Below are 26,304 nucleotides of genomic sequence, written 5' to 3'. Positions count from 1 at the left end.
GGTACGTTTAAAAGAGATTATGTTTATGTCAATGATTGTTATTCTGCTGATTGGGTTTTAGAGCATTTAGAGGAATGGTTTTATGATTATAATCATCACGCACCACATTCCGGACTTGCAATGATGAGCCCAATACAGTATCAAAATTCACATTAATCATGTGTCAACTTAAATGGGGTCCAAAGCATAATATAGTATTTAATTTCTTCATTCAGATACATACTTAAAATGTCAATAAATTTAGGATCTCGATATTTTAAGTCATCTCTATTGTAGTTTTTCATAAAAAGTATAATTTCTTCGACATAAATAGTTTCAAAAGCTTCATTAATATGACCTTCCATAGCGTCATCTATTGTAATATCAACGTATTTTTTCATGTATCTTATTACATCTGAAAGGTCATATTTGTTAAAATCTTCAATATCTCGCATATCAAATCTCTAATAAACGTTATAAATACTATCAAAAACACAACTAACACTATTAAATAAGGATTTCAATCTATTTGTAGACAAGTTTTGTAATATTTTTACACGAATAAATACTATATTAATATTTAAAATTATAACTGAATTATCCAAAAATAATTAAAATCTTAATTTTTTTGATTTAACTTTAATTCATTTTTTGTAAGGGAAGATTCAATTAAATTTATAAACCAGATGATAATCTCACTTGGTTTTTCGATTTTTTTATATTTGCTTTTATTTTGCTTTAAATAAAATTCAGAAATTATTGTGAGCACATTAAGCTGATCCTCTTTTAGGTCTTCCCCAAGCCAACCTCCAACTTCTTTATCTTTAAGACCATTAGAAATATAATAAAGTAATTCAGAAAATGTCTTTGATTCTTTGATATATTCATTCACTTTTTCTTCAGGAAGAAAGCTACAAATACAAACGATAATAGAATTTAAATATTTTTTTAACATTAATTTTTCATTTTTACTTAATTTCATAAAGAATTATATCTCATAAACATAATTAATATTCTAATTTAAAATAAACATTTTTAAATCAGTAATAGGTTATCTCAAATATCCACTACTTTAGTAGAAACTCACTGTCTATTAAACCAATTATCCGTATATTTTTTTGCTAAGACTGAATCTTAAATTAGGGTTACCAACCTGCTTCGAGAGAAAAACATCTTCATTAAATTTAACCTTAAAAAATTAATGCTTTTATCAATACTCAAATACTACTTTTAGGTTATATTTGACAAAGACGCAATGAAGTATAAACTTATTCTGATTGTTCATAAAATAACTCAAATCTTAATAATGAAGGAATTATAGTTGAACATAAATGAAACAAAAGATGTTGCTACACTTCAATTAGAGCTTTTTAATCATTTTGAAAATGTTTTTAAATCGATCACTGGCTCTTCTTATCAAGATATACATAATGAAGAAGATATTGGAAAACATATTCTATCTTATAATTCTGAAAAAGGTCCTGAATTAATCCATAAATTATATGAAAATTCCATAAATGATTTAAAACAGTTTTATCATAATTATTCAGTAATTCTATTCAATCAAGCAAAAGAACTTGGTGGCTTAAAAATTGTCTTAGGAGGACAAAAAACTTTTTGGGAATCAGCGTCTCATGCTGTAAAACAAATGTCCACTTATGTTGACACTCAATTAATCCCCGACCCTATATACCCTTTCTTTGAAGGTGATTTAGATTTAAAATTTAAATATGCAAATTTTCTGCTTAATCTTCTTTATATTTTACAATTTAAACCATTTGTTGAATTAAAAATGAATTGCCCTCCAATTTTTATTTTTCCAAGTTTTGAAAAAACATTAGAAAGTCATGACAAAAAAACTTTTGATGGAATACTTGTTATCTTAGTGAATTTAATAAAACACTTTTCTTCAGAAAACATAAATTCAATTGAAGAATTACTAGATTTTGAAAATAAATTTCCTGATAAATTTATCAAATTAGTGTTAGAAAATAAACTATTTATTCCTCAAGGAGAGTCACCAGATGAACATTTTTCAGAAAATGAACTTTTTGAAAAATATCTTAAATCATTAGAAGAAACAAAAAGTGAAAAATATGTTCTTGATATAAAAAAACTTCCTAGATCTAGAATGCTCATGCATGGAATAACCGAACGTATTTTACCTCAATATCATTTGCTTGAGAATTGTGAAGAGTTGTCTGCACAACCTCTTTTAAGCCAAGAAGTACATTGGCACTATTACACAAAATGTTCAGAAGCAAACTCAAGAGGTCTTCTAAAAAGTGAGCTTATTAATGAAGAAACATTTAATCTAATTAAAGCGTTTCAAAATAAAAAATTCTCATGGATGTCATCTATTAATATTAATGAATTAGCATTAATTATTAAAAATCGAGAACATCTAGACTTTCGCAATAAACTAAATGAATGTATTTCATTTATCTCCACAGCAGATAAAAAAAATATAAATAATATTGTAAAAGAAATTAATTATTGTTTTAATACATTAATTGATGATCATAATAAAAAGATAAGTGAATTAAGCATTCATTACAAAAATACCAACCCATTAAATATATTAGGTTTAGGATCAGGATTGCTTGCATTTCCTACAGCAATATTATCATGCTTTGGAAACATGAATTTAAGTACAGTAGTACCTTCTCTTATAGGAAGTTTGGGGGCAGGATATGCTCTATCCAAAGTTAATAATTTAAATAAAGAGATGAAAGAAAAGCAAAAATTAAATAAATCCTTAATTGGAATTTTTGCAAAATACAAAAAAGTTCGTACTAATTTATAAAACACTAAATATTTCTTCATAACTTTCAAGAGTAATTCCCTCTAAATCAGAAAATTCTTTTATAATTTTTTTGTTGATAAAATGATGACAATTTTTATAAATATTCCCTGGACAGCATTCTCCATAATCGTTTAATTTAAAATTAATTAAAGCATTTGTAAGTAAGCCTTTATATTTTAAAAATTCTTGAGAAAAAAAGACTGCTCTTTTAGATGATCTGGTAACATTTCCCAACTGCTTTATAGATATCTTATCCTCAAGTTCAGAAAATAATATATAATCAGCTAAAGCTAGATTTTTTTCTAGCGCTCTTCTTATATTGCGCTTTACAGTTCCATCATAAATTAATTCAGAATCACTAACAAAAATAATGGAACTAGATTCATCTATATTATGTGTTATATCAATTAATTTATTATTATGGTTGCACCAAACTGAATGAAATTCAGCTTCTACAAAATTCATTAATTTACATTTTCTAATACGCCATCCGTAAATTTGACTTCCACCGTTTCTTTTAACATGATCTTCGACATTAAAAAAACATTCATTTAAAGTTGATTTTCTTGAAGGATTTACCTTAACTGATATTGGCCCTCTAAGCCGATAGCTTCGTTTTGACGCCATTTGAAGCCAGAAAATAACTTTTTTCCCTTTAAAAAAGGGAATTTAACTTGCAAAAAATTTGGTTACACTTGTTTTAACTTTTAAGAAAAAAATGTTCGCATTTTTTTAACAGAGTGAGAATTTAAAGGTATTTTTAAAAATAATTGTATTCAAAGTGTGCAATTTTATCTCAAAATCAAGTTAAAAGTTCGTACTCTGCCCGTTGTGCGAACTTTTTTAGTGTTTTTCTCATAACCAATTTTTTTAAAATTTAATACTATATAAAATATGGATAACTATTAAAAAAACGGGGTCAAATGGCGTCTGGCCACAGCCATCGGCTTAGAGTGCCATATTGGATATTTATCAAAAAAATGTTTAGAAAATTTTTTAATTACTTTATCATTTATTAAATCCATATAAAATCCCTAATCTTTATTTGTTATCTATTATATTTCATAGTTCTGAGATGATTTTAGTTTTCTTTTTCTTCAAGAAACCTAGCAAGGTTGTCATTTCCTTTAGACATTCTGACTGACACCTTAATAATATTAATATCTTGCCCAAAAACGATTGGACTGAATTTGACCCATAGTTTTGTTGACTGAGCATCAATATCCCAGAAGATCTTGCGACTGTATAACGAGTAAAATTAAAATCTTCTGTAATATCAATTCAAGTCTTAAGCACACCAGGAATAGTCCAATTGGCTGAGGGAAATGACATGCATATTTTAGTCTAATAATTTATATTTTTTTCTTATAATTTTCAATTTTTTCAATAGCATTTTTTATTTCTAATTTAAGCTTTTCCATAAAATATTTAGATAGCAAATTTAATTTATTAGTTTCTGATTCTACTCTAATTTCTAAATCTTTTAGCCAATCTAATTCATCTAAAAGCGCATCATTATTTACTAAATAATTATAACGTTCCTCAAATACATGTTTTATAAATCCTCTATTTTCTGGTTTAATTTCAATCCATTTTTTTATAAAATCAGTTTGACTTAAAAATTTTAAAATTGAAATATTGCTGAATTTACCATTAATTATTAATTCTTTCATAAAATCAATTGGATTTTTTTCCATAGTAATAAGTAGTTCTTTAGCTTGCTTTTCTAGTTCCTCATTTTCTTTAAATTCTTGATAATCATTTAGTAACTTGGAAATTTCTTTAAATTCATGTGATTCCCTTTCCCAAAAAATATATCCTTCAAAAGAATAATCTCGCCATTCTTTATAAAATCTGTTTTCTAACTCAAAACTCTCTAATTCAACTAGATTATTATGAATCATATGTTGAATTATATATTTAGATTTTTGAAATATTTCATTCTCATTTTTTTCTATAATTTTCATTTTTGAAAAGTATAGAAACATTCCAAAAGTATGTTTTAAAATACCTTGTTTTTTATACTTATAGCTTTTAAACTCTTCATAGACAAGCTTAAATAATTCTTCAAATTCAATATCGGTTAATTTGTCATAATTAATAAGTTTTTTCCAATTCGGCATGGAATCATTATAAAAATATTTACTATTATTTATATCATCAGAAGAAACAAAACCAAACTCAAAGAACTGATAAATTGAATTCAAATCTGGATATAATCCAATATAGCCAAATTTTTCTAAATAATTTAAAATTCCTTCAATACTTTTTTCTTTTTCATCCAGTTCCTTTTTCTCTTTATTTTTTTGATAAATAGAAACTCTTAGTTTTTCAACTAAATTAATATCAGAGTTTTTTAACTTACCATTTTTTAAATGAATATCTATTATAAATAAGGAATAAATACATGATTTTATAAACTCATCATTTAATCTAGCATTTTCTGGTAAATTTTTGATAAAACGATCACATTCAATAATAGATTTTTTTAATGTTCTTAAGTTTATATAATCAAAATTTTTATAAATATCTAAAATATTATCTTTGTTTTTTTCAAATATATTTTTATTTTTTATATCTTTTAAGAATTCTAAAAATGCTTTATTTAAATCCGTTTTAATTTTAAATTTACGACCAACTATTTTTTCTATGATTTTATCATATTTTTCAGTGCAAATATCTTTTGTTTTTTCAATTTCTTTTTCATTTGCTATAATAATGATTTTTTGATTATTATTTTCTATAAAATTGTTAAGATATCCTAATAATTCTGTTGTAGGCAATTGGCACCGTTCAAAGTCATCAATAATAAAAATATGTTTATCTGTATTAGTTAAATAATCAGGAATTTTATCAATTTCTTTTTGAAGATCAATTTTAATCGTATTTTTTACTAGAGATGAAATTATTCTCGATGTAATTTCAAATGGTTTTGATTTTAATACTGGATATAATTGCCTAAATATTTGATCATCAATTTCAGATATAGATCTAACTCCAAAAAGAGAAATTCTTAAAAAATTACTCCCTATATTTTTGTTAGTAAAATTATTAATAAACCAAGTTTTTCCACTGCCCCATTCTCCATCAACAAGAACTGCAAAAGATGGATGAACCATTTTTATATACTCATTTAGATAATTTTCAATATGCTCATTATTTACTGAATAATCAATATTTGCCATAAAATTAAAAATCCTTTTTTATTTATTTTATGAATTAATTATCACTTCTCCCTTTTCTTCAAGAAACCTCGCATGGTCCTCATGAGTGAATTCAGAGTAAATTGAAGTGGTTTCAATTCTAGAATGTCCTAACATTTTTTTAAGAGCAGGTAAGGGAACAGGCTCACGATTTAAAGCGTAACCCTTTGGATCAAGTGCAGCACGAGCAAACGTATGTCTTAATCTATGGGGCCCAAGGCAAACATCTAAATTTGCAAGCTGCCCAATTTTTTGGGTGATATAATGAACCCCACGAGTGGTTAAAACGCCTCTTTGTCCTATGAATAAATAATCAGAATAAACCCACTTGGGAACCTCTTTTCCTTTTTTTAAAAAACGCTCTTCTATTTTTTTTAAAATATCATTTCTTGCATAAAGCCAAGGTTTTAATCCTTCCCTTGCATCTAAATTTAAAGGAACAAGACGTTCCTTTAATCCTTTTCCTTTTCTAACAAGAACTTTTCCTGTTTTTTCTCTGATTTCAAGATCAGAAATACGAATAGCAACAAGTTCACTTGCCCGAAGCCCTGCATGTCGTAATAAAGTAACAATCGCTAAAGAAAGACCATGATCCTTTTCTTCTAAATTATCGGCAAAACGGAATACTTTATTGGACTCATTGCGATCAATGGATTTAGGGGAGGTGCGGACAATTTGAATTTGTTTTAAATTGCGAAAGGGATTTTGCTTATCAGCAACATCAAGGTAAGATAAAAAAGCTGCAATGCTTTGGATTCTGCGGTTGATGGTGGATGCCTTATGACTTTTTGCAATCAAATTCTCACGGTAGTTTCTTGCTGTGCTCATGCCGATGTTTTTGGCAGACGAGTAACCGCCACCACTTTCTTTAAGCCACTCCAAAAATTGTCTCACATCGCGTTTGTATTCACGAAGACTTGCTGGACTCAGATCCTTTGTTTCGAGAAATTGAACCCAGTGATTAAAATCGTCCCAAATTTTTTCCATAACAAGCCCTTTCCGATTAGCAGACGAGATTTTGCTTGGATCTGCAAATCCACTTCAAGTCTAGTCTGCATGAAATGACAAGGCAAAGTGGGCATTCGAAAAAGTAAGGCAAATCTTCAAAACGAGAAACTTGTCTGCTAATGGAACTTAGCGGATGAATATAGAAACTTAAGATTAGATGTCTTATAAATATATCAACAATTTCATTATATTATATAAATACATGATATTGTTATTGATGTTTTATTTGAGATAAAACCTTTATAGGGGTTTAACTAAAATAAAATATCAATTGATTCAAACTTATCCTTGTATTGATATTTTGTTTGAGATAAAACCTTTATAGGGGTTTAGCCAAAATGAAATATCAAGAGGTCCCAAAAAAAAATCGAAATGTTCAAGACTATCAATTGATTGCCTATGGAATTAAAAAATCCCAGGGAAAACCATGGGCTATCCTTTCTACTGAAGAGGTAATGCAAACCTTGGGTCTTTCTTTGGCACAGACAACGAAGCTTTTCACAAGACTTCATTCACAAAATAGAATCCAGAAAATTAAAAAAGGTTTATATATTGTACCAGGCCGTTTTCCTCCTCTTGGAAAAATCTGGAAACCATCCCCCTATGAAGTGCTTTGGTCTTATATGAACTGGCTTGGAGCTTCATGGCAAATTACAGGTCTAGCTGCATTTACGCGCTACTCATTTTCAACCCAAGTTCCACAAGTTATCACTGTCTGTAATGATAAATTATCTGGAAAAATGGAAATCGGTGGGAATTCATTTGTTTTTATAAAGATACCAAAAAAAAAGATTGGAAATAATAATGCTTTTCCAATAATAGGAGCCCTTCAAATTCCATTTTCATCTAAGGCAAGAACTATTTTTGATGCTGTTTATTTTTCTAATATATTTGGAACACTCCCGGCTGCTTATACTTGGATAGCATTAATTGCTAAAAATAAAGATGATATTAAAGAACTAATTGAATGCTGTAATTTATATGGGAATAAGCAGACTATTGCCAGAATAGGATTTTTCCTGGAAAAAATGAACATAGATACTTCTCTAATTAAAATTGAAAAAGAAAAAATAACAGAAACACTTTTTCCTCTAATCCCTGGTACTCGCAGAGGTCCTATTAATCGTCATTGGGGTATTATTGAAAATGAATCGACAACTAAAATTCTATCTGTAATGGAGAACCCTGATGAAGATGACATCTGATGATCTAAGAGATGCCATTAGTTATACAGCACAACGAACTGGCTTTTCTTCTTCTCTTATAGAAAAGGATTATTATTGTTCATTAGTTTTAAAAATTCTTTATGAACATGACCAATTAAAAAATTTATTAATTTTTAAAGGGGGAACTCTTCTATCAAAAGGGTTTTTTAATTTCTTTAGATTGAGTGAAGATCTCGATTTTTCTATAAGTAACAATTTCTGTACCAATCGCAATGAAAGAAAAAAAATAGCGGATATTTTTAAAACAATGATACCTCTTGTTCTTAAAGAGCTTAACTTCAAAGTAGTTTCACCATTTAGAGGATACAATGAATCCAGTCATTATAATGGAATATTTGGATACGATTCTGTTAATGGCTTACCTGATACTATTAAATTTGATGTTGCCTTAAAAGGAGATCTTGTTCATGAACCAATTGGAACAAATCTTAAAACCCTATTGATGAATCCAATCTCAAATACTGCTATTTTCCCAAATATATTTGCATTAGCGCTTACCAAAGAAGAAGTTTATGCTGAAAAATTTAGAGCTGCTTTAACTAGAGAACCTTCAGCAATAAGAGATTTTTTTGATATCGAAAAAATTCTTGACTCAGGTTTTAATATATTTGAAGAGTCTTTTATTGAGCTTGTAAAAAATAAAATATCTTTTGATACTCAAGCAAATATTAATTTAACTCTTGAAAAAAGAAAAACTCTTGAATCTCAGATTATAACAGATCTAAGACCAGTCTTAAAATTAAATGAAGATTTTAATTTAGAAAAAACGTGGTCATCTATTCAAGATTTAGTTAAAGTATTATAATTTATTGCTTAACAAGTCCACTATAAGAAGATTTTTTCTGAGAAGTTTTTTGTTCAGCTATTTCTTCATTTTTATCGTAATTTTCCTGAGAATATCTATTCTCTTTAGAAGCATTCTTTAAATTTGTTTGTTCGAAATTTCTTAGCTCAATTGGTTTATGAATAATTTTTACTTCTTCAGTGGCTTCAATCATTTTACGCACTTCAAGAGGGTGCATTCCTTCAAAATTTCTGGCGCAAGCTAGAAGCCATTTTACACGCATTCCTCTCCCAAGAGTATCTAAAAAGTCGATCACTTTTTGATGCTCTTGGTTTAAAGGATCTAGAGAAAATTTAACGACTTTTTCTTTATTCATTAAATCATGCCTTTTCCAATAATGAGTTGCCCTTTGACATTTGAAAAGAGATCCATTCTTTTAGTCCTTTTTTCACATTCCCATGGAAGTATAAATGAAGCACCACCACCAGTGAGAACAACTTCATTTGAAGCTCTCCATGTATCCGCTAAAAGTTCACTTAACTTGTTACTTAATTCACTTGTAAGAAGTTTCGTTTGATTATGATATATATCTTTAAAATCAATTTCATTACTTCCTATTTGCAAAACAAATTCACCTTTTTGAATTGCTCTAGTTATCTCATGATATCCAAAATCAACTGGAATAGTTCTCTTTTCATTTATCTTATCACGAATTCTTCTAATAAAAACAGAAGTTGAAATTTCAAGAATAGAAGTACAATCCTTTTCTTTATAAATATAAGTTTGATCATCGTCGTCCCACACAACGCTTACAATATCTGTTGTACATGAGCCAATATCAATAAGAGTAAGTAAACGTGGCATTTTTGAGCCTTGAAATTCATTTTGATACAACGCCAAAGCGCCTACTCCCTGTGGGACCACAATAACTTTCTTAAAAATAATTTCTTTTTCAATGCCATTAGAATTTTTCCATTTAAAAGTTTTTCTATTATTTATTAAATTAACAACTTTATCATTTGAAAATGTTTCATAAGGAAGAGAAACAATGAGCACCTCATGATTCCCTTCTAAATTTTCTTTTTCAAAAGCATACACCCATTGAATGACTTGTTTCTCTGAACCATGGAAATTTCCGCTAATTTCAGGCTCCACCTCATATGAACTTTTTTGTTGTTCAGCTCTTTTGCCTGCAACATACCATTTACCAGAATAAAAAATTTTCTCTTGAATTGAACTCTTTTCTGAAACTTCCTCTACTAATGAGGGTTCACAAAAAACCTTGTCCGAAAGCGCAATTTTTAAATTCGAGCTGCCACTATCTATTGAAATGATCATACCGCATCTCCTTTTGCGATGAACTGTTAATAAAGTACATTTAGTCTACATAATTTAATTTTAAAGACTTTATGTACTTTTATATTGTATGTTGTTACTTTTAAAATGTCTATACTGTCCTTAAAATAGTTTTTAAAAGGCTTTATGTTCTAATAAAATGGTCTCTATGTAATGAAATTTTGACACATTTGGTATGTTTAGATTAATTTTTAAATCTTTCTCATTATATTTGTACATTTATATAACTAATCTTTATCTTTTAATTGTATTGGAAGGTTTAACTCTTTCTTTTTTTTATGAATTGTCATAGTTTAAATTTCTAATTCATTCTTTGATCGAGAGTTTTAGAAATGTTTCTTTATTTCATGAAAATTGAACAGGCTTTAAATAATTTTACGGAACGTATTTCAAAATTATCCTATAATTTAGAGTTAAATAATAAAATTATAAAGCAAATTCAGATCTCAATTAAAAGCAAAAAACTCGAACGACTATTGAATGATCCAGCTTTGAGCAAGGAAAAAAGAGATTCATATCGTCAAAAAATAGAAGAAATTTATTTAGAATCATTAAGAGAATTTAGAAAACATAATGTTGGTTCTATTGTATCTCAAGAAGAAATAGAAAAAGATGAGCTTAGGAAACTCAAATATTTTGGGCATAGACTAAAAACAAGAACTAGAGGAAAATTTCTAAGATTTTATAAGAAAGAAGTGAAGCAAAAAAAAATTTCCAAGATACTTTACTTTAACATAAAACGAAATATTCCAATAAAGCATAAATCTAAAATCTTTTAACTAAATATTTTCAAATATAACTATCAGAATAATCTTTTGATAGTTTCCGTAGAATTTTTCCAGAATAAAATGTTGTATTAAGATTATTTACAATATGTTGTTCAGTTGGAAATTCAGAATTATATAGTTTATTATATGCTAAATCCAACACTCTTCTTATAGTGTCTCTTTGCTTGCCAAGAATTTCACATAATTCATTTGTAGAATATAATTTATCATCTCTAAAAAACTGATTAATATGAAGATCAAGAAGCCAATCTGGAGGTGGACGCCCCTTACCTCTATTTTTTTTAGATATTAAAATTTTTGAAGTCATTACACATCATCCCATAAAGTATTGCCAACATATCCGATAAATTCATTTCTCTGTTGCTCTTTTGTTAACTTAAAATGACAACCCGAACAGAGAGTTTGCATGCCTTCAAGCCCACAACCTCCCCCTCCATGGCGAACTGGGACAACATGATCGGCATCCCATAAGGCTAAATTTCTACTTATAAAACCTTTTATTCTACCAATAGGTATAGAGAATGAGCTTAAAAATTCAGAAACCCTGTACTCATCAGTAACATTAAAAAGTAACCGAGCCTCATATTTTAATAATTCGCAGTCCAAACCGCATTTAGCGCAAATTCCTAAATCTCGTTTAAAAACATGCTCTCGCATGTAGTCAATATTGGAACGTAGGCGATGTTCATGTACGCAATCATTTGAGCAAAATGTACGCCTTTTTTTAGGGACCTCTTTGCCACACCATCGACATAAAAAATTTTCACTGCCTTTTTCAATTCTTCCGCGTAAAGGCTCACGAAGTTTTTTGTTTATTTTGCGGCCAGCATCCATATTAAACCAATAAGTTAAATTGAATTTTCTGTTTCTATTGACTCTGTTTGTTGTTTCTTTTGTTCAATAGATAAATTAAATTTTCTCCATGAAACAAAATCAGCATCATTGTTAAGAGTGGCAATAAGAGCATCAATAATCGAATCTTCAGATAAGTTTTTTAATTCGCTTTGATCATTTTTAAATTGCGTATACATTTTTAAAAGCGATTCTGATTCTCTCATAATTGTAAATTTTTTATGAACGGGTTCATAAATTTTTATATCCAAAAAAGGTTTTGTTTTTTTTGACTCTGCACCAGATCTTTTTACCATCACTATCTCCTCTAGTATACACACTACGCTTGACGTGTGTTTTTTAATTTCATTTTAAGCATAGCATCAAAAATTATTAATATAAACTCAAATGAGTATATATTAATAAAAATTATAAAATCAAGAGGTCTCAAATTTTTCTTTTTCAAGATTTTCTTTTAAAATTTTTTTCATTCTTTTGATGATATCAGGATCAACATCTAAAATTAAATTATTAGCATCAATATAATTATAAGCCCGACCTTCAAGCTTTCTTTGCTTATCTCTTTTAAGCCAAAGAGTTTTACTTCTTTTTTTGAATTCTTTAAGATTAATTACATTAGTCATAAAAAAACCTACCTCGATAAATTAAGAAATTATTTTTAAACTTATAAAATATTTTGCTATCTCAAATACTTTTCTGCCAAATTCCATAGCCCTTTATTAATTTTCAAATTTGCTTCAATTGATCCTACCGCTCTGGTTCTCGAACGTTTCAAATATCCTTTTTCATCTCTTTTAAAAACTCTTATGCCACCTCTTATTAAATTTTCCTGTGTTGCGTTAAATATATTAAATAAATTTTCTGATTTATCAGCATAGCGTCTAGGCGTTAATAACTGCAATGGTGAAAAGTCTTCAAATTCATGATCATCAAACCTTAAATCGTATGCCTCGCTTGCAAATTTAATTTTTTGGGATTCAGATAGATCAATTTTTTGCATTTCAGATGATAATAAAAGCCCCGAATTTGATGTGTCCAAAACTTCAAAAACAGCATCAATGATATCGCTTTCATTGGATCCAACATGCCTGATATTTATTGATGAATTAATATCGCCTTTTATTAAGCCATTCGTACATACAAATCGGAAAATGCCGCTCATAAATCGAAATGAAGAGAGCCCATCGTGAGATGTCATCAAAACGATTTCAGGAATTAGACCGCCTGCATTTTCTAATTGACGTTTAGATTCTGAATGACGAAACCTGATCATGTGTTTAGTAGTTTCTTTTTTCTCTATAGTTCTAGCTCGAGACTGCATTGCTGAATAAGGTAAAAATTTATTTTTTTCTAAAATATCCATAATATTTTTCGTTGAAATAAAATTGTATTTATTAGAAACAACGCAGCTAGGAGTTTGAGCAAATGCCGCCGGACAAATTTCTACTAGCTGACTTTGTAAAAGTGGACTGTGATCAGAATTTCTATAATCATAAGAATAATTCATAATGGATCCTTTTTTTATAAATAAGAAATTGTTTACAATATTTTATACTCTAATAAGTATATAATAATTAATTATGAAAAATAAAATCAATAACACTCATTATATTTTGAACAATATTTCCCAATTTCTAAGATCTCAGGAACAAGACCATAACTATCACATTGAATATCTAATTTAATTTTTTCTATGTATTCATTTTTTAATTGGAAATAATCACATTTTTCACACATTTCATTTGTAAAACCTAAATTGATTTTTTTAAATGAATGTTGACATTTATTCATCTCATTGTATCGTTTCCATATCCAACCCTCAAAATGCTCTAGTGTTTTTAATTCACACAAAATAACAGTACAAAGATCAGGTATAAAAATTTGAAAATGCAGATGCTCAGAAAAATCATTGTACAATCCTTTAGCTATAGTGCCTGCAGGCCATGATTTAGTGAATTCAAATTTTGATCTAAAATTAATTTTATTAAAAAATGGTTTCATATAAACTTCCTTTTTTTCAGATTCTTTTAAATTATCAAGATTCAGGTTTAATTGTAAATGCATTCGTAATTACATCTTTTTTCGGTTTCTGTTTGTCCCTCGCTATACGACAATTTTCTTATTAAAACTTCGCTATCCATGCGATTACAAATTGGCGAGCCTCCAAAAAAATCTTTTAACGAATTATATAAAGCGCACTTCTCGATATCTTCATCAAACGGATTTCCAAACCAATTTTCAAAATCCAGACGATCAAAAGTTTCTTTTTTTTCATCATAAGACATCTTTGTAATTAAAATTTGCGCCTCTTTATTTAAGTGCTCATATGTTTTTAATTCATTCTCGTACATGATATCGCTCATTGATAGCTCCTAAAAATTTTAAACTAAGTTAATATATACTTATTTGAGTATATATTAAGGACATTATCTTAAATTACCAAGAACATCAGTTTTAACCAAAGTCTTACCTTCAATCATAGCTGTATATTGTTTTGCAGTTGTATCAATAAGAGCAACTCTACAACGTCCATTATCTTCAAATTTTATACAATGCTCATTTATATCAGAAATCAATTTTTTTTCGCTTTCATGCACACGAACAAATTTATAATGTACAAGCTCAAATTTTTTACAGACAAAATCAATATCCGAATTTTCAGATGAAGAATATTCACCTCTTAAGCAATGTAAAAATTTATGTTCAACATGATAATTTTTTTTATTTTGCCATGCCGCAAAAACAAAAAGACTTATAAAAAATAAAGCAATTAATGATGTATAAAAAATCGTATCTATTAAACACTTGCGATTATTCATTTTTGCCTCCTAAGTATTAATCTCAACCTATAATTATTTTATACTCATTTAAGCATATAATCAAGTGATCAAAATTTATTTTTAATTCATAGTCGAGCAAGATTTCAATTATTGCATCTTTAACTTTTTCGAGATTATCATGTTCAGAATTTAATTCTATAGAATTATAAGCATACTCATGATCTATGCTCTTATAATTTCTATAGTATGAAAGTAAAATATCTTCATGCCGTGGGATCAAATCCAAATAATCTTTTGCCGTGTTATATGCAAATATAAATACTGAAGTTTTATTTTGACAAAAAAAGTTATAAGTAATTTTAAAAATTCTTTCACTTAGATTATTAATACTTTTAATTTCACTATCACTCAATAATTTTTTTACTTGCTCATACTTCATTGTTCCGTAATGATATTTGATTTTTCTGTATTCTGAATCATGGTTGAATTGATAATATTCTAAAACCCTGTTAAACAACGAAAGCTCATACATAAAACACCTCCAAAAAGAAATTATTTTCTATATATAATATAAACTTATATGAGTATAAAATCAAGAGGCAACTTCAATTTTTTTAAAATTATTAAAATCATCTAGGTCAAAACTTTGAGCATTTATTCCTTCAGTGATAACAGCCCCAAACTCAAAAGGTAGAAAGTTTTTTTCCCAAATTATTTTTTTAAAATTATTTTCTGCAAAATTTATAAAGTCACCGAAATATAAAACATCGCAATCGTGAACTTCAAAAATTCCACAGTTCCTATTCATAATAACTTTTTTAAGATTAATTTCTAATTCAATCAAAAATTTAATTAGTGAAGCTGATAGATCAACAAATTGATCTTCGGGTATGTTGTCAATCAAAAGAGTGAAGAGAAATGAGTAACGCATAAAATGAGTTCCTAGCATCAAATAAAAGTTAATGAATGTTAACGGCGCAGGCGTAACGGGTGACTTCAAAAAGCATCTCACGCCGGAACAAAAAACTAAGAGAACCGGAAGAGGAGAGCTTCGCCGCCTTGGGGCGTCTCGCTATCCACACACTACGCCACTTCGTGGCAGACGTTTGTAATTAACTTATTGTTGATAAATATAGATATCTTATGTTTGAAATTTTGACGTCATGAGTGACGTCAGCTTTAAAAATGTGACGTCAAAATTTGATTTAACCCATTATTTTAATTATATTTATTTTGACGTCACGATGACATCACTCATGACGTCACATGCATTTTTTATAAAATTGTGACGTCATTTTTGTAATTTTTTAATTAGTATTCTATATATTTAAATATTATTTTTATGACGTCATGTTAATAAATTATTAGGGAGGATATTAGTGAAGAGAATAACAATACGACTGGATGAAAAGCACTATCAGCATTTAAAATTTCTTGCAGACTCATCACAAAAAAGTGTGAATGCAGTAGTTGAAAGTTTAATTGAAGATGATAAAAATAAGTATGAAGCAGCACAAAAAAAAATAGAATTTGAACTTTCTGAACTAAAAAAAATGATACATGAAACAAACAAAAACGTAGTTACAGGTCTCCTTATCAATCGAGAAATTTTTAAAGAATCTGCAAAATGTGGGTTTCTTACCAAGGCAAATATTGGAGAAGATCAGGATTTGATAAATCAAATGAATGGATATGTTTCTGAAAAAGACAAGGCTGCAATTAAAATTTTAAAGGGAGCTGAACTACAATGAAAGAAAACTATGGACGTAAAATTTTCGGAATAAAAGCTAACAACTGGTTACAAAGTTTAATATATTACTGTTTATTTTCGTTTATAGGTGCAATTCCTCTTACCTGTATTTTTATTCAATTACATTTTAAATATGGTCTAATTACATATCTAGAATTAATTCGACAGAAGTTATATCTATATTTTAGAGTTGAATATTTACCAAATGCAATTCACCATTCTAAAATGAAACCTACTAATGAAGACATCATTTTTTATGATAAAATAAACCAATACTGGGAAATTTTACAAGAAACTACAAAAATGTATCAGGCTATTTTTGTAGTTTCTTTTTTAGTGTGCATGTTTATTTGTTACAAATTTTTCAAGACTTATGGAGAAAAAGAACAAGAAGTAAAATATGAAAGAGAAGATGAGTTACGATTAGTTAGCAATACAGAATTAATAAGAGAAATTAAATTAGAAGTAAAAAGAAAAAACAATGACATCATATTTACACCCTATGATTTGTACATTGGGAAAACTAAAATCAGAATTCCGCTTGGTTTATTAGAAACTCATATCGGTTTTGGGGGAGCAAGCAGGACAGGTAAAACAAATGGAATGAACGAATTATTAATTCAAGATAGACAGTTAAAAAGTAAATGCCTTATCGTAGATCCAAGAGGAGAATTTTTTGAAAGGCACGGCAGAAAGGGAGATAAAATTTTATCTCTATTCGATATTAGACAGGAAAAATGGAATTTTTGGTGTGAAAATATCGCATTTAAATTTCTTGCAGATGCTTTAGTCGAACTTAAAGAATCTAGTAATAATAAAAATTTTTTTGATAAGTCTGGTCGAGAAGTTCTCACTGCGGCACTAAAACATACAAGAAGTTTAGAAGAACTTTGGGAAGTTGTAAATTATACGATGAAAAGTTTACACGACTTTCTTGTGGATAAAAATGAGCTTTCTAAACAACTTTTGGGTGAAGGTGCTGGTCCACAAAGCGCAGGTATTATTGCTACCTCTATCCTAAATATGAGTTTTATAAAATCTATGAATCACCATGTATATGAAAGAGAAAAAACTAATTGTATTGAAGAAAAATGCTTTTCACTTACAGAATGGGTAAATAATGATGAGGATGATTCTTGGGTATTTATCATTGATGACATACGTAATTTACCAGAAGCACAACCTTTACATCGCTTATGGTTCGATATTGTTACAAGCTCCGCATATGATCGAGATAAAAAAAATCCTAATCTCAGACAAATAAATTTATACTGTGATGAAATCACAACTGTAGGAAATTTACCGACACTTCCAAGTGTTTTGGACAAAGGCAGAAATTATAAATTAAGACTTATCATTGGTTTTCAATCATACGCTCAACTTGAATTAATATACGGTAAAGATTCCGCAGTAAATATCTTTCAGGGCCTACAAACTGTATTTTGTTTTGCTTCAAATAATGAAACAGAGGCGAGTTTATTTGCCGCAAGAATGGGAAAGTCAATCATTGTTGAAGCAGATCAAAGTCTAGGACTAGGAGATAAAAATGGAAATGCTAGCATCAGTTATCGAACGAGACAAATAGATAATGTTACAGCTTCACAGATACAAGCCTTAAAAGACAACTTTTGTTTTGCTAAAATTGCTAGAGTAAATCCAACTAAAATTGAATTTGAATTTCATAAAATGGAAAGAATTAATGAAGGTTCAAAATCAATTGTACCTACAGTAACACGTTTTGATGGAGTAAAAACAAAACAATACGAATCAGAAGAATTGATAAGAGAACGAGAACAAGCAGCTCAAGCTGAAAAATCAAATAGCAAAGCTTCTGCAACAAATGAACTAGTAAAATCAATTGTTGAAGAAGTAATTACACTAATGTCTGAAAGATCTGATTCAAATAAAATTGAAGAACTCGGAAAGAAAATTATGGATAAATTTGGTGCTTCACAAGGAATAAAAGCTAAATTTGGTCCACACATCTATTCAATTACAATTCATAAGCAATCGAAAACGATTTATATTAGTACAAATGAAATTGAATTTTCTATTCCCTTTCCAAAAGTAAAAATTAGTGCAGTAGAAACAGTAGATGAAGAAAATACAAACGCACCAAAAAGTCAAAACTCTTCTGAAACTCAAGATCACAGAGGAAACTTTGAAAGTGATGATGCAAAAGAAACTGATAAATCAAAAGGACAGTTTAAGTCCATCCCAATCAATTTAAAAAAATCATTAATTGAAAAAGAAACAGCACCAAAGAACGAAATGGGTCTTTAAATTATTAAATTAAGGAGGATTTGCTATGTTATCTGTGAGTAATGTTTCATTAAGTAAGGGCCGCTCATACTACGAAAAAGAAAATTATTATTCGAAAGAATCCGCTAAAGAACACTCACAATGGCATGGCAAGCTTGCTTCAGAACTTGGGTTAACAGGACAAGTTGATTTTAAAACATTTGATAATTTACTTTTTGGTCTTGATAAAAATGGTAAGTCAATATCTACAAATTCAGTTGATTCCAAGCTTTACAGAGAAGCTGAAATTACAAAAAAAGAACGTGGAAATCTCGAATTTTCAATTTCTAAAATATGTGAAAAGCATCCATTCAAAGAGTCTGAATATAAAAAAATTAATGAGATAATTAAATTTCATACTAGACACAACAAAAAAATAACCGCAGGTAACAAAAAAACCTGTCTATCCCAAATAAATAATGTAATAAAAAAAACTAAACTAAGCCCATTACAAAAAGAAGAAGCCAAAGAAGCTTTTAAAACTATACTTTCTTCAGTAACTCGACCAAAAGAACGCAGAGCAGGCTACGATCTGACTTTTAGTGCTCCTAAATCTGTTTCGGTAATGGGTCTTGTAGGCAAGGATAATGACCTTATTAAAGCTCATAGAGAGGCTGTATTTGATGTCCTGAACTATATAGAAGCGAAATACGCAAACACAAGAACAGGAGATAATTTAAAACGTGAAATTGAAAACACGAAAAAGCTTCTCATTGCACAATTCGAACACAATACGTCTCGTGAAAATGATCCTCAATTACACACACATTGTGTTGTATTAAATTTAATTCAACGCATGGATGGAGAATGGAGATCATTGCATGCGGATGATTTTAGGAATCATTCGAAACTATTTGGGACCATCTACCAGAACCAGCTTGCAAAACGAGTCTATGAACTTGGGTACGATATTGCTCCTGATAAAGACAGCACCTTTAAAATAAGCAATGTCCCTAATGAATTGTGTGAAAAGTTTTCAAAAAGAAGAAAACAACTCATTGACCTTGGGGTTAAAGATCAAAAATCCGCTAGAGATCTTGTTTATCAAGACAGAGCTAAAAAATCAGAAAATATTAGCGCAGAAGAACAACTAAAAAAGTGGATTAAAGAAACAAAAGAAATTGGTACGGATTTATCAAAAATTAAAGGAGAGATAAGGAAAACCCAAGAAATTGGAGTCATAAAAATCAATGAAATGATTCAAGACGCTTTTTCAGAAGCTTCAAAAATGAAAATGGCTTTTAAATATGAAGAAGCTTTTCAAATTTTTGCAAAATATAGCCAAGGTAAAATTGATTTAATGAAAGCAACCGAAACTTTCGAAGAACAAGTTAGCCAAAAACTAATTAAGCTTCAAAACGGAATGTATATTACTAAAGAAGCTTTAGAATTAGAGCAAAAAACAATACTAAACTTAGAAAATCAACAATCCGTTAAAAGCATTTTAAATCTTGAATCTGGAATACTTGATAATCTCATTAAAGAAAAAGCTGCATTTTCTAGCGAAAAGAAAAATGAAATCATTAATGAAGTATTTGCAAAAACGAAACATTTATCACCAGAAGCAAGCCTACATATTTCTGAAATTATGAAACATTTTATTCATGATGATAAAAGGCTTAGTTTTCAAGAAAATGAAAATATAAAGTCATATCTTTCAGAGGCATTAAAAGAATTAAAAATCTCAAAATCTGAAAAGAAAGAATTAAAAGCCAATTTAAATTTATTAATTGATAAAGCTACAGAACTCACAGAAGGCCAAAAAGAAGCAATTAAACAAACACTTTCTACAACTGATAAGCACATCATTTGGCTCGGAGCAGCAGGGGCAGGAAAAACTTTTTCGCTTTCTACAGTGGTAGAACAAGCAAAACTTGCAGGCTATCAAGTAGAAGGATTTGCCCAAAATAAAAAAGCCGCTGATATTTTAGCTAACGAAACAAATATGGAAGTGAATACAATAGCAAGTCTTCTTTTAAAAGAAAGTGAAGTATCCCAAAGTAAAAATGAAAAAATATGGATTATTGATGAAGCAGGAATGGTTGGCACAAAGCTAGGTCATGATTTTGTGGAACGTGCTAAAAGTGAAAATGCAAGATTAATTATAGTAGGAGATAACCGTCAATTATCTTCCCCAACAGCAGGGCATTTTTTAAAGCTTACAACAAATCATACCAATTTAAAACGTGTTGAATTAAACAAATCAATGCGACAAAAAGATGAAAATCTTGCAAAAGGTGTTGAGATATTAAATAGCATGCTCTTTGATAAGCTATCAAAACAAAATTATAAATCTACTGGTAAAACTCTTATCAATGAAGCAATGGGATATTTTAAAAACTCAATTAAAGAATTTAAAACGGAAGAAGCGAGGGTTATAAATCTCGTAAAAGAATATTTGTCTATGAGCCCATCTGAACGAGAAAAAACTTTAATTGTAGCAAGAACTCACAGATCAATTGGTGAAATTACAAATCAAATTAGAGAAAACTTGAAACACGAAGGATTTCTCAAAAATGAAATCAACACACAAACCTTTACAGCAGTAGACTTAAGTGGCAGCAAAGGCAAATATGCTTCTAACTACGAAGTTGGAAATATTATGATATTTGATGCAGATAACAAAATATATTTTGAGAATAAAACATTAAATGTCATTAAAAATGAAGAGTACAAAATTATTCAAACAGACTTTATGAATAATATTGTTACGATTCAAGACAAAAATGGGACTCTTTTTAGTTTGAATCCAGCCAAGTTTAAATACGATAAACCACCAAAATCAAAAGAATTTAGTATTATTCCTGTTTATAAAAAATCAGAAATTAAAATTTGTGAAAATGATAAACTCGCATGGAGTAAAAACGATTGGAAAACGAGCAGAATTAACAAGAAAGAGTTTAAAGTTTTAAGCATTGATCAGACAAATCACAAAATGGAAATTATTTATCAAAATGGAAAAACAGAAAACATTGATCTAAAATCAATGAATTTTCTCCAACACAATTGGGCAGTAACTTACAATGCAGCCCAAGGAGACACAAAGAAAAATGTATTAGGAATTATAGATGGTATCAGTTCAATTGAAGACATTTATACTGTATTTACAAGACCTACTCATAATTTAAAAGTTTTTGTCGAATCAGAAGAAAAATTAAAAGCTGCGATGGAAGTAAGTCGTTCCAAAAAAACAGCAATGGAATTAGTTAACAGCCAAAAAGAAGAATATTTAATTACAAAAAGCAATAAAATGGATTTTTATGATAAATATCAAAGAGTCGTTTCCGTAGATAAAGATAAACTTTTTCTTTCATTTGCTGCCCCTAGTGACATTTCATCTCTGCTTTTTTCTCATGAACATTTAAAAGAAAACATTTTATCAGCACATAATAAAGCAATAGATCAAACTTTAAATAAATTTAATCAATTGATTGGAAATGAATATTTATACAATTCAAAGACAAATGAAATTTTATTTGATCAAAATAATTTTTCAAATATCCCATATTTGCATACAAATATTGAAGTTACTAGATTAAAAAACCAAATGGATAAAAGTATTAATCATTATGCTTTCATGGAAAACCAAGGAATATTGAAAAATATTTACCAAAGTCATCTTGCTGAAAATCTAAATAATATAGGAATCTCATGCTTTAATGAGAATGGGATTCTCCGTGCCCAAGACAGAAACGATCATATTCATTCTCTATTCTCAGAAGATTTTGAAAAAAATATAAAGGCACTAGAAGAAAAATTTAAGGCTAAGGGATTTGATAAGTTTTCATCAGCCTATGAAATTGAAAAGACTTCAAAGCAATATATAGATAATAATATTAGAAAATTAAATCTAGATAAAATATCAAAAGAGAATATAAATAGTTATGAAAAGCAATATCAAAAATTAGAGCATGATGAAATTATAAAGAATACAATTCATTCTTTATCTAAAGATTTACAAGTATTTAATGAAGTTAAATTATTTGAAACATTGCTAAACGAATCAAAAGGACATATTTCTACTGAAGAAATTAATGTTATACATGCTCAAATATTAACAAATCCTAATTTAAGAATGGTTGACTATGATAAATTTGGAAAAATGGTTTTTGCTCACAATGATTTAAAACATGATGAAGCAAAAATTTTAATGCACTCAGCTACAAGAAATGAAGATAAAAACTATTCTTTAAGCTTTGAAAGAGTAATGAGAAGAGCTGAAAATAAGAAGTTTTCACAAGAACAAATAGCAGCGCTTGCACATTGCACAATAGATCAAGGAAATGTTAAATTTTTATCAGGATTAAATGATAAAGAGGCAAAAAATGTTTTTATAGAAACAACAAATCTTTATAAAAATAATGGATATAAGGTTCTTAATGTATATGCAGGAAATCAAGCTCACACCGAAACAATTTTAGATGGCAATAGAGATCTTCACCTTGGATTTTTATTAAATAAAATAGCAGATAAAAAGATTTCACTAGATAATAAAACGGTAATAATTTTAAAAGATATTGGAAATAACATTACTCAAAATGCTTCTATTTTGTTTGATCTTGCTAAAGAGAATGGTTCAAAGGTCATTTTCCATGCAAATGAAGTTGATTTTAAAAGTGGAGAAAACAAGGTTTATTTAAAAAATCTAAAAAGTTTAGCAGGTATTAACTTAAAACAGAGATACACAGGTATACAAAAGCAAAAAGAATTTTATTTAAAGCAAGAACAAAATAAAAAACAATCATTTACAAATAGCTTGTCTTCAGAAAAATTTTCAACAAATAAAAAAGAGGTTTCTAAAGAAGAAATCACAAAGAATCATAATATAATGAATGATATAAAATCTTATTACTCTAATAATTTGTTTTTAGAGCAAGGAAAAGAAGCCCTTGAATATCTCACAAAGAGAGGATTTACTCACGAACAAATTAAAGAATTTGGCTTTGGATTATCCTTTACAAAAGGAATCGAAGACTATGCAAATTCAAAAGGTTATTCAAAAAAAGATTTAATATCCTTATCTCTTATTAGTGAAAAAACAGATGGTACAAGTTATGATTTTTACAGAAATAGAATCATGATTCCAATCCATGATGAAAATGGACAATGCCTTGGTTTTGGTGGACGTATCTATCGCAAATACGAAATTGACAAACAAGTCAGTAAATATATCAACCCTAAAAATAATTTATTATTTGATAAAAAATCTACCTTATTTGGTCTTGATTCCGCAAAAGAACATATTCAAAGTTCGGGTAAAGTATACGTGGTAGAAGGTTATATGGATGCTATTGCTATGCAAAAAGCAGGCATAAAAAATGTAGTTGCTGTAATGGGAACAGCTCTTACAAAAGAAAATATTGACCTACTTTCTAAATCTTCTAAAGAAGTTATCTTATTATTTGATAATGATAAAGCTGGATATAATGCGGCTAAATTAAGTTATCTACAAGCCGTTCAATCAAATCTTTTATTATCTTATACAAAACTCTCAACAGAAAAAGACCCTGACGAATTTATTCGTAAATATGGCAACGAAGCGTTTAAAAAAGAAATAGAATCAAATAAAATTCCCTTAGAATATTTTGTCAATACTCTATATAAAAATGAAAATATAAAAGCAGATTATGGGCAAATCCTACAATGGAGAAGAGAAGTATTACCTTCTATTTTAAATATTGCTGACCCTATTAAAAGGAACTTGGAATTAAAAAGCGCATCTATTTCATTAAATCAACCTATAACACTTATGCTTGAAGAAAAACATTACAAATATATTCCAGAGGCATTTTTAAACCCTGAAGAGATTGAAAAAAGAAGGGAATATTTTAATCAAGTAAATAAAAATAAAACACAAAAAATTGAATTTAAACCTTTTGATAATACCCTAAAATCTAAACTTCAAACAAAAAAAATATTTCATGATAATGAGTTAAATAAAGGCATTCATTTTGAAATGAAAAATAAAGGTTTAGATTTTAATAATAAAAGCTTAAAATTAGATTTTATAAATGAAAACAAAAGCCTTATAAATAATATCAAAGAAATAATTGAATTAAACGAAATGATGATTCATGAAAAAATTTCAAATACAAATATCATCAAAGAAAACAACATAAAAATATACAAATTTATAGAAAAAGAATACAAAAATGCTTCCCCTCAAGAAATCTCAGAGAAATTAATGAATGAGCAACTAGAGAAACAAAAAGAACAAAAACATGCAAATGAATTCATAAATCCTTATTTTCATTCTGAAAAACTTTTAAATGAAATTAAAGCAGGAGCTATAAAAGAAGAAGTTGAACTGATTCATAAGCAATTTAATAATCAAAATATTTTAAATTTTCTTGCTTTTAAGTACGCATCCGAGAAAATAAATAATGTTACTGAACTAAATACTCTCAATAATTATGATAATAAAGTATCTACAAATGACATTAATATAGATAATTTTAAAGACTATTTACAGTCTTATAGACTTCAAAAAGCTGTTTTATATCAAGAAGAGTTAAAAAATCATGTCAGGAAAACGATTCAAAACGATCTAGAAAAAGATTCTGACAAGTCCTATAAATTAAATAAACTAAATATGAATGAAAGAGAGTTCTTAATCAATAAAGTATTTCCAGATCAAATTAACAGGAACGTGAGTTTAAAAGAGAATGTTGAAACAGTTGATAAAAAGTTCAATGAAATTATGAACAATAAAGAAAATACTTTTGAGTCATTTAATAAAAATTTAAATGAGTTAGATAAAAACAAACAAGAGTTAATAAGAAATAAAACAATTGAGATTAGTAAATTTTCTTTAGAAAAATCAATGGAGCAATATCATTTAAAACAAAATTTAAAGAGTTTTGAAGAATCAATTCATCAAGACATTCATTCTAAAGTAAATAATAAAGAACTTAGCAATAATGTTTTTTTAGAAGTCAGAAAAACTATGATTAAAGAATCAAAATTTATGAATACAGAAGAAATAAATCCAGAAAAAGCATATTTACAAATGGCTAAAAAAGAAAATATTCCGAAATATAAAGATATTATTGAAGATATAAATATTTCAAAGATTGAATCTAGAATTGAGCAAGAAAACAAATTGAAAAATACGAAACCATTAGAATATAAACAAGAACCGTCTAAATTAAAAAGCGAATTTTTAAATAAAATTCAAAATGATGATTCTCTTCAAATCAAAAATGAAAAAGAAAGAGATTCTTTTCTGAATTCTTTAGCCCAAAAAGCAGGAATAAAGTTTCAATATCCATCAAATGAACATACTAAAAATAGCATTCAAAGAGATACAACATTCTCAAATGTTAAAATGAATAATGAATTTAATAACCATTTTAGTAACAACACGATGGCCATTAGAAATGATGAACAAAAATCTAAAGGAAAAGTGATATTAAAAACACAAGAAAAAACAAAAGGGCAAGAGATTTCTAAATAATTTAATTGAGATAAG

The 26,304-nt window shown here is 28.2% G+C and carries 25 protein-coding genes; 8 read left to right on the top strand and 17 right to left on the bottom strand.

The genetic code is table 11. The features are described 5' to 3' along the window. The coding region (locus GCL60_RS10330) for an integrase core domain-containing protein (RefSeq protein WP_153420637.1) at positions 1 to 156 on the top strand (156 nt) is incomplete at its 5' end. Here the strand turns inward: GCL60_RS10330 and GCL60_RS10325 are convergent. After that, the gene (locus GCL60_RS10325) at positions 153 to 434 is read right to left on the bottom strand and encodes a hypothetical protein (RefSeq protein WP_153420580.1); all 282 of its coding nucleotides are present in this window, start codon (positions 432 to 434) and stop codon (positions 153 to 155) included. The genes GCL60_RS10330 and GCL60_RS10325 overlap by 4 nt on opposite strands. A 164-nt stretch (positions 435 to 598) precedes the next feature. Next, complete coding sequence (locus GCL60_RS10320; RefSeq protein ID WP_153420579.1) at positions 599 to 961, bottom strand: hypothetical protein; 363 nt, start codon at positions 959 to 961, stop codon at positions 599 to 601. Between the two features lie 339 nt (positions 962 to 1,300). On the opposite strand from GCL60_RS10320, the gene GCL60_RS10315 reads away from it, so the two are divergent. Next, positions 1,301 to 2,785: a hypothetical protein gene (locus GCL60_RS10315; protein WP_153420578.1), complete on the top strand. Its 1,485-nt coding sequence runs from the start codon at positions 1,301 to 1,303 to the stop codon at positions 2,783 to 2,785. Here GCL60_RS10315 and GCL60_RS10310 read toward each other — a convergent pair. The 3 genes from GCL60_RS10310 to GCL60_RS10300 all read right to left on the bottom strand — a co-directional run bounded on the left by GCL60_RS10310 (position 2,780) and on the right by GCL60_RS10300 (position 6,975). After that, entirely contained in the window at positions 2,780 to 3,412 is a 633-nt protein-coding gene (locus GCL60_RS10310; protein WP_153420577.1) for a hypothetical protein, read from the bottom strand. The genes GCL60_RS10315 and GCL60_RS10310 overlap by 6 nt on opposite strands. 725 nt (positions 3,413 to 4,137) lie before the next feature. Continuing rightward, a complete protein-coding gene (locus GCL60_RS10305; protein WP_153420576.1) occupies positions 4,138 to 5,970 on the bottom strand; it encodes a P-loop NTPase fold protein in 1,833 nt (610 codons plus the stop codon). Positions 5,971 to 5,997: 27 nt separating this feature from the next. Beyond that, a complete protein-coding gene (locus GCL60_RS10300; protein WP_153420575.1) occupies positions 5,998 to 6,975 on the bottom strand; it encodes a tyrosine-type recombinase/integrase in 978 nt (325 codons plus the stop codon). 359 nt (positions 6,976 to 7,334) lie between these two features. On the opposite strand from GCL60_RS10300, the gene GCL60_RS10295 reads away from it, so the two are divergent. Both GCL60_RS10295 and GCL60_RS10290 read left to right on the top strand, forming a co-directional pair. Then, positions 7,335 to 8,201 (top strand): type IV toxin-antitoxin system AbiEi family antitoxin domain-containing protein, encoded by an 867-nt coding sequence (locus GCL60_RS10295; RefSeq protein ID WP_153420574.1) that lies wholly within the window; start codon positions 7,335 to 7,337, stop codon positions 8,199 to 8,201. Further along, on the top strand, positions 8,185 to 9,027 hold the full coding sequence (locus tag GCL60_RS10290) for a nucleotidyl transferase AbiEii/AbiGii toxin family protein (protein WP_153420573.1): 843 nt from the start codon (positions 8,185 to 8,187) through the stop codon (positions 9,025 to 9,027). The genes GCL60_RS10295 and GCL60_RS10290 overlap by 17 nt, the downstream gene beginning before the upstream one ends. A gap of 1 nt (position 9,028) precedes the next feature. On the opposite strand, the gene GCL60_RS10285 is transcribed toward GCL60_RS10290, so the two are convergent. Further along, entirely contained in the window at positions 9,029 to 9,382 is a 354-nt protein-coding gene (locus GCL60_RS10285; protein ID WP_153420572.1) for a hypothetical protein, read from the bottom strand. Beyond that, entirely contained in the window at positions 9,382 to 10,344 is a 963-nt protein-coding gene (locus tag GCL60_RS10280; protein WP_153420571.1) for a ParM/StbA family protein, read from the bottom strand. Before GCL60_RS10280 ends, GCL60_RS10285 begins: the two co-directional genes overlap by 1 nt. A 350-nt stretch (positions 10,345 to 10,694) precedes the next feature. Here GCL60_RS10280 and GCL60_RS10275 point away from each other — a divergent pair, with 350 nt between their 5' ends. Further along, positions 10,695 to 11,141: a hypothetical protein gene (locus GCL60_RS10275; protein WP_153420570.1), complete on the top strand. Its 447-nt coding sequence runs from the start codon at positions 10,695 to 10,697 to the stop codon at positions 11,139 to 11,141. 10 nt (positions 11,142 to 11,151) lie between these two features. Here the strand turns inward: GCL60_RS10275 and GCL60_RS10270 are convergent, their stop codons facing one another. The 10 genes from GCL60_RS10270 to GCL60_RS10225 form a co-directional block, all read right to left on the bottom strand. After that, the gene (locus tag GCL60_RS10270; RefSeq protein ID WP_153420569.1) at positions 11,152 to 11,457 is read right to left on the bottom strand and encodes a hypothetical protein; all 306 of its coding nucleotides are present in this window, start codon (positions 11,455 to 11,457) and stop codon (positions 11,152 to 11,154) included. After that, entirely contained in the window at positions 11,457 to 11,984 is a 528-nt protein-coding gene (locus GCL60_RS10265; protein WP_153420568.1) for an HNH endonuclease, read from the bottom strand. Before GCL60_RS10265 ends, GCL60_RS10270 begins: the two co-directional genes overlap by 1 nt. A 14-nt stretch (positions 11,985 to 11,998) precedes the next feature. Next, the gene (locus GCL60_RS10260; protein WP_153420567.1) at positions 11,999 to 12,298 is read right to left on the bottom strand and encodes a hypothetical protein; all 300 of its coding nucleotides are present in this window, start codon (positions 12,296 to 12,298) and stop codon (positions 11,999 to 12,001) included. Positions 12,299 to 12,418: 120 nt separating this feature from the next. Continuing rightward, on the bottom strand, positions 12,419 to 12,625 hold the full coding sequence (locus GCL60_RS10255) for a hypothetical protein (RefSeq protein ID WP_153420566.1): 207 nt from the start codon (positions 12,623 to 12,625) through the stop codon (positions 12,419 to 12,421). A gap of 56 nt (positions 12,626 to 12,681) precedes the next feature. Beyond that, positions 12,682 to 13,509 (bottom strand): DUF932 domain-containing protein, encoded by an 828-nt coding sequence (locus GCL60_RS10250; protein ID WP_153420565.1) that lies wholly within the window; start codon positions 13,507 to 13,509, stop codon positions 12,682 to 12,684. An 86-nt stretch (positions 13,510 to 13,595) separates the two neighbouring features. Then, positions 13,596 to 14,003, bottom strand: coding sequence for a hypothetical protein (locus tag GCL60_RS10245; protein ID WP_153420564.1), 408 nt, complete (start codon positions 14,001 to 14,003; stop codon positions 13,596 to 13,598). A gap of 47 nt (positions 14,004 to 14,050) precedes the next feature. Further along, positions 14,051 to 14,365, bottom strand: coding sequence for a hypothetical protein (locus tag GCL60_RS10240; protein ID WP_153420563.1), 315 nt, complete (start codon positions 14,363 to 14,365; stop codon positions 14,051 to 14,053). A gap of 63 nt (positions 14,366 to 14,428) precedes the next feature. Further along, positions 14,429 to 14,821, bottom strand: a complete 393-nt coding sequence (locus tag GCL60_RS10235) for a hypothetical protein (RefSeq protein ID WP_153420562.1) — start codon at positions 14,819 to 14,821, stop codon at positions 14,429 to 14,431. A 22-nt stretch (positions 14,822 to 14,843) separates the two neighbouring features. Then, the gene (locus GCL60_RS10230; RefSeq protein ID WP_153420561.1) at positions 14,844 to 15,314 is read right to left on the bottom strand and encodes a hypothetical protein; all 471 of its coding nucleotides are present in this window, start codon (positions 15,312 to 15,314) and stop codon (positions 14,844 to 14,846) included. A 60-nt stretch (positions 15,315 to 15,374) separates the two neighbouring features. Continuing rightward, a complete protein-coding gene (locus GCL60_RS10225) occupies positions 15,375 to 15,713 on the bottom strand; it encodes a hypothetical protein (RefSeq protein ID WP_153420560.1) in 339 nt (112 codons plus the stop codon). Positions 15,714 to 16,161: 448 nt separating this feature from the next. On the opposite strand from GCL60_RS10225, the gene GCL60_RS10220 reads away from it, so the two are divergent. The 3 genes from GCL60_RS10220 to mobF are packed head-to-tail and all read left to right on the top strand — an operon-like array spanning position 16,162 to position 26,289. After that, entirely contained in the window at positions 16,162 to 16,533 is a 372-nt protein-coding gene (locus tag GCL60_RS10220; RefSeq protein ID WP_153420559.1) for a hypothetical protein, read from the top strand. After that, complete coding sequence (locus GCL60_RS10215) at positions 16,530 to 18,815, top strand: type IV secretory system conjugative DNA transfer family protein (protein WP_153420558.1); 2,286 nt, start codon at positions 16,530 to 16,532, stop codon at positions 18,813 to 18,815. The genes GCL60_RS10220 and GCL60_RS10215 overlap by 4 nt, the downstream gene beginning before the upstream one ends. Positions 18,816 to 18,840: 25 nt before the next feature. Further along, on the top strand, positions 18,841 to 26,289 hold the full coding sequence (gene mobF / locus GCL60_RS10210) for a MobF family relaxase (protein WP_153420557.1): 7,449 nt from the start codon (positions 18,841 to 18,843) through the stop codon (positions 26,287 to 26,289). The last annotated feature ends 15 nt before the right edge of the window (positions 26,290 to 26,304 follow it).

The sequence above is a fragment of the Silvanigrella paludirubra genome (genome assembly GCF_009208775.1).
In the GTDB taxonomy this organism is placed as follows: Bacteria; Bdellovibrionota_B; Oligoflexia; order Silvanigrellales; family Silvanigrellaceae; genus Silvanigrella; species Silvanigrella paludirubra.
This window is presented reverse-complemented; position numbering and strand designations above follow the sequence as displayed.

What these genes read in the sequence shown, in the direction of transcription:
- GCL60_RS10285 (WP_153420572.1), bottom strand. Translation starts at nt 9,382, where the DNA reads ATGAATAAAGAAAAAGTCGTTAAATTTTCTCTAGATCCTTTAAACCAA.
- GCL60_RS10250 (WP_153420565.1), bottom strand. Translation starts at nt 13,509, where the DNA reads ATGAATTATTCTTATGATTATAGAAATTCTGATCACAGTCCACTTTTA.
- GCL60_RS10325 (WP_153420580.1), bottom strand. Translation starts at nt 434, where the DNA reads ATGCGAGATATTGAAGATTTTAACAAATATGACCTTTCAGATGTAATA.
- mobF (WP_153420557.1), top strand. Translation starts at nt 18,841, where the DNA reads ATGTTATCTGTGAGTAATGTTTCATTAAGTAAGGGCCGCTCATACTAC.
- GCL60_RS10270 (WP_153420569.1), bottom strand. Translation starts at nt 11,457, where the DNA reads ATGACTTCAAAAATTTTAATATCTAAAAAAAATAGAGGTAAGGGGCGT.
- GCL60_RS10225 (WP_153420560.1), bottom strand. Translation starts at nt 15,713, where the DNA reads ATGCGTTACTCATTTCTCTTCACTCTTTTGATTGACAACATACCCGAA.
- GCL60_RS10215 (WP_153420558.1), top strand. Translation starts at nt 16,530, where the DNA reads ATGAAAGAAAACTATGGACGTAAAATTTTCGGAATAAAAGCTAACAAC.
- GCL60_RS10320 (WP_153420579.1), bottom strand. Translation starts at nt 961, where the DNA reads ATGAAATTAAGTAAAAATGAAAAATTAATGTTAAAAAAATATTTAAAT.
- GCL60_RS10300 (WP_153420575.1), bottom strand. Translation starts at nt 6,975, where the DNA reads ATGGAAAAAATTTGGGACGATTTTAATCACTGGGTTCAATTTCTCGAA.
- GCL60_RS10230 (WP_153420561.1), bottom strand. Translation starts at nt 15,314, where the DNA reads ATGTATGAGCTTTCGTTGTTTAACAGGGTTTTAGAATATTATCAATTC.
- GCL60_RS10295 (WP_153420574.1), top strand. Translation starts at nt 7,335, where the DNA reads ATGAAATATCAAGAGGTCCCAAAAAAAAATCGAAATGTTCAAGACTAT.
- GCL60_RS10235 (WP_153420562.1), bottom strand. Translation starts at nt 14,821, where the DNA reads ATGAATAATCGCAAGTGTTTAATAGATACGATTTTTTATACATCATTA.
- GCL60_RS10280 (WP_153420571.1), bottom strand. Translation starts at nt 10,344, where the DNA reads ATGATCATTTCAATAGATAGTGGCAGCTCGAATTTAAAAATTGCGCTT.
- GCL60_RS10305 (WP_153420576.1), bottom strand. Translation starts at nt 5,970, where the DNA reads ATGGCAAATATTGATTATTCAGTAAATAATGAGCATATTGAAAATTAT.
- GCL60_RS10275 (WP_153420570.1), top strand. Translation starts at nt 10,695, where the DNA reads ATGTTTCTTTATTTCATGAAAATTGAACAGGCTTTAAATAATTTTACG.
- GCL60_RS10240 (WP_153420563.1), bottom strand. Translation starts at nt 14,365, where the DNA reads ATGAGCGATATCATGTACGAGAATGAATTAAAAACATATGAGCACTTA.
- GCL60_RS10260 (WP_153420567.1), bottom strand. Translation starts at nt 12,298, where the DNA reads ATGGTAAAAAGATCTGGTGCAGAGTCAAAAAAAACAAAACCTTTTTTG.
- GCL60_RS10290 (WP_153420573.1), top strand. Translation starts at nt 8,185, where the DNA reads ATGAAGATGACATCTGATGATCTAAGAGATGCCATTAGTTATACAGCA.
- GCL60_RS10255 (WP_153420566.1), bottom strand. Translation starts at nt 12,625, where the DNA reads ATGACTAATGTAATTAATCTTAAAGAATTCAAAAAAAGAAGTAAAACT.
- GCL60_RS10310 (WP_153420577.1), bottom strand. Translation starts at nt 3,412, where the DNA reads ATGGCGTCAAAACGAAGCTATCGGCTTAGAGGGCCAATATCAGTTAAG.
- GCL60_RS10245 (WP_153420564.1), bottom strand. Translation starts at nt 14,003, where the DNA reads ATGAAACCATTTTTTAATAAAATTAATTTTAGATCAAAATTTGAATTC.
- GCL60_RS10265 (WP_153420568.1), bottom strand. Translation starts at nt 11,984, where the DNA reads ATGGATGCTGGCCGCAAAATAAACAAAAAACTTCGTGAGCCTTTACGC.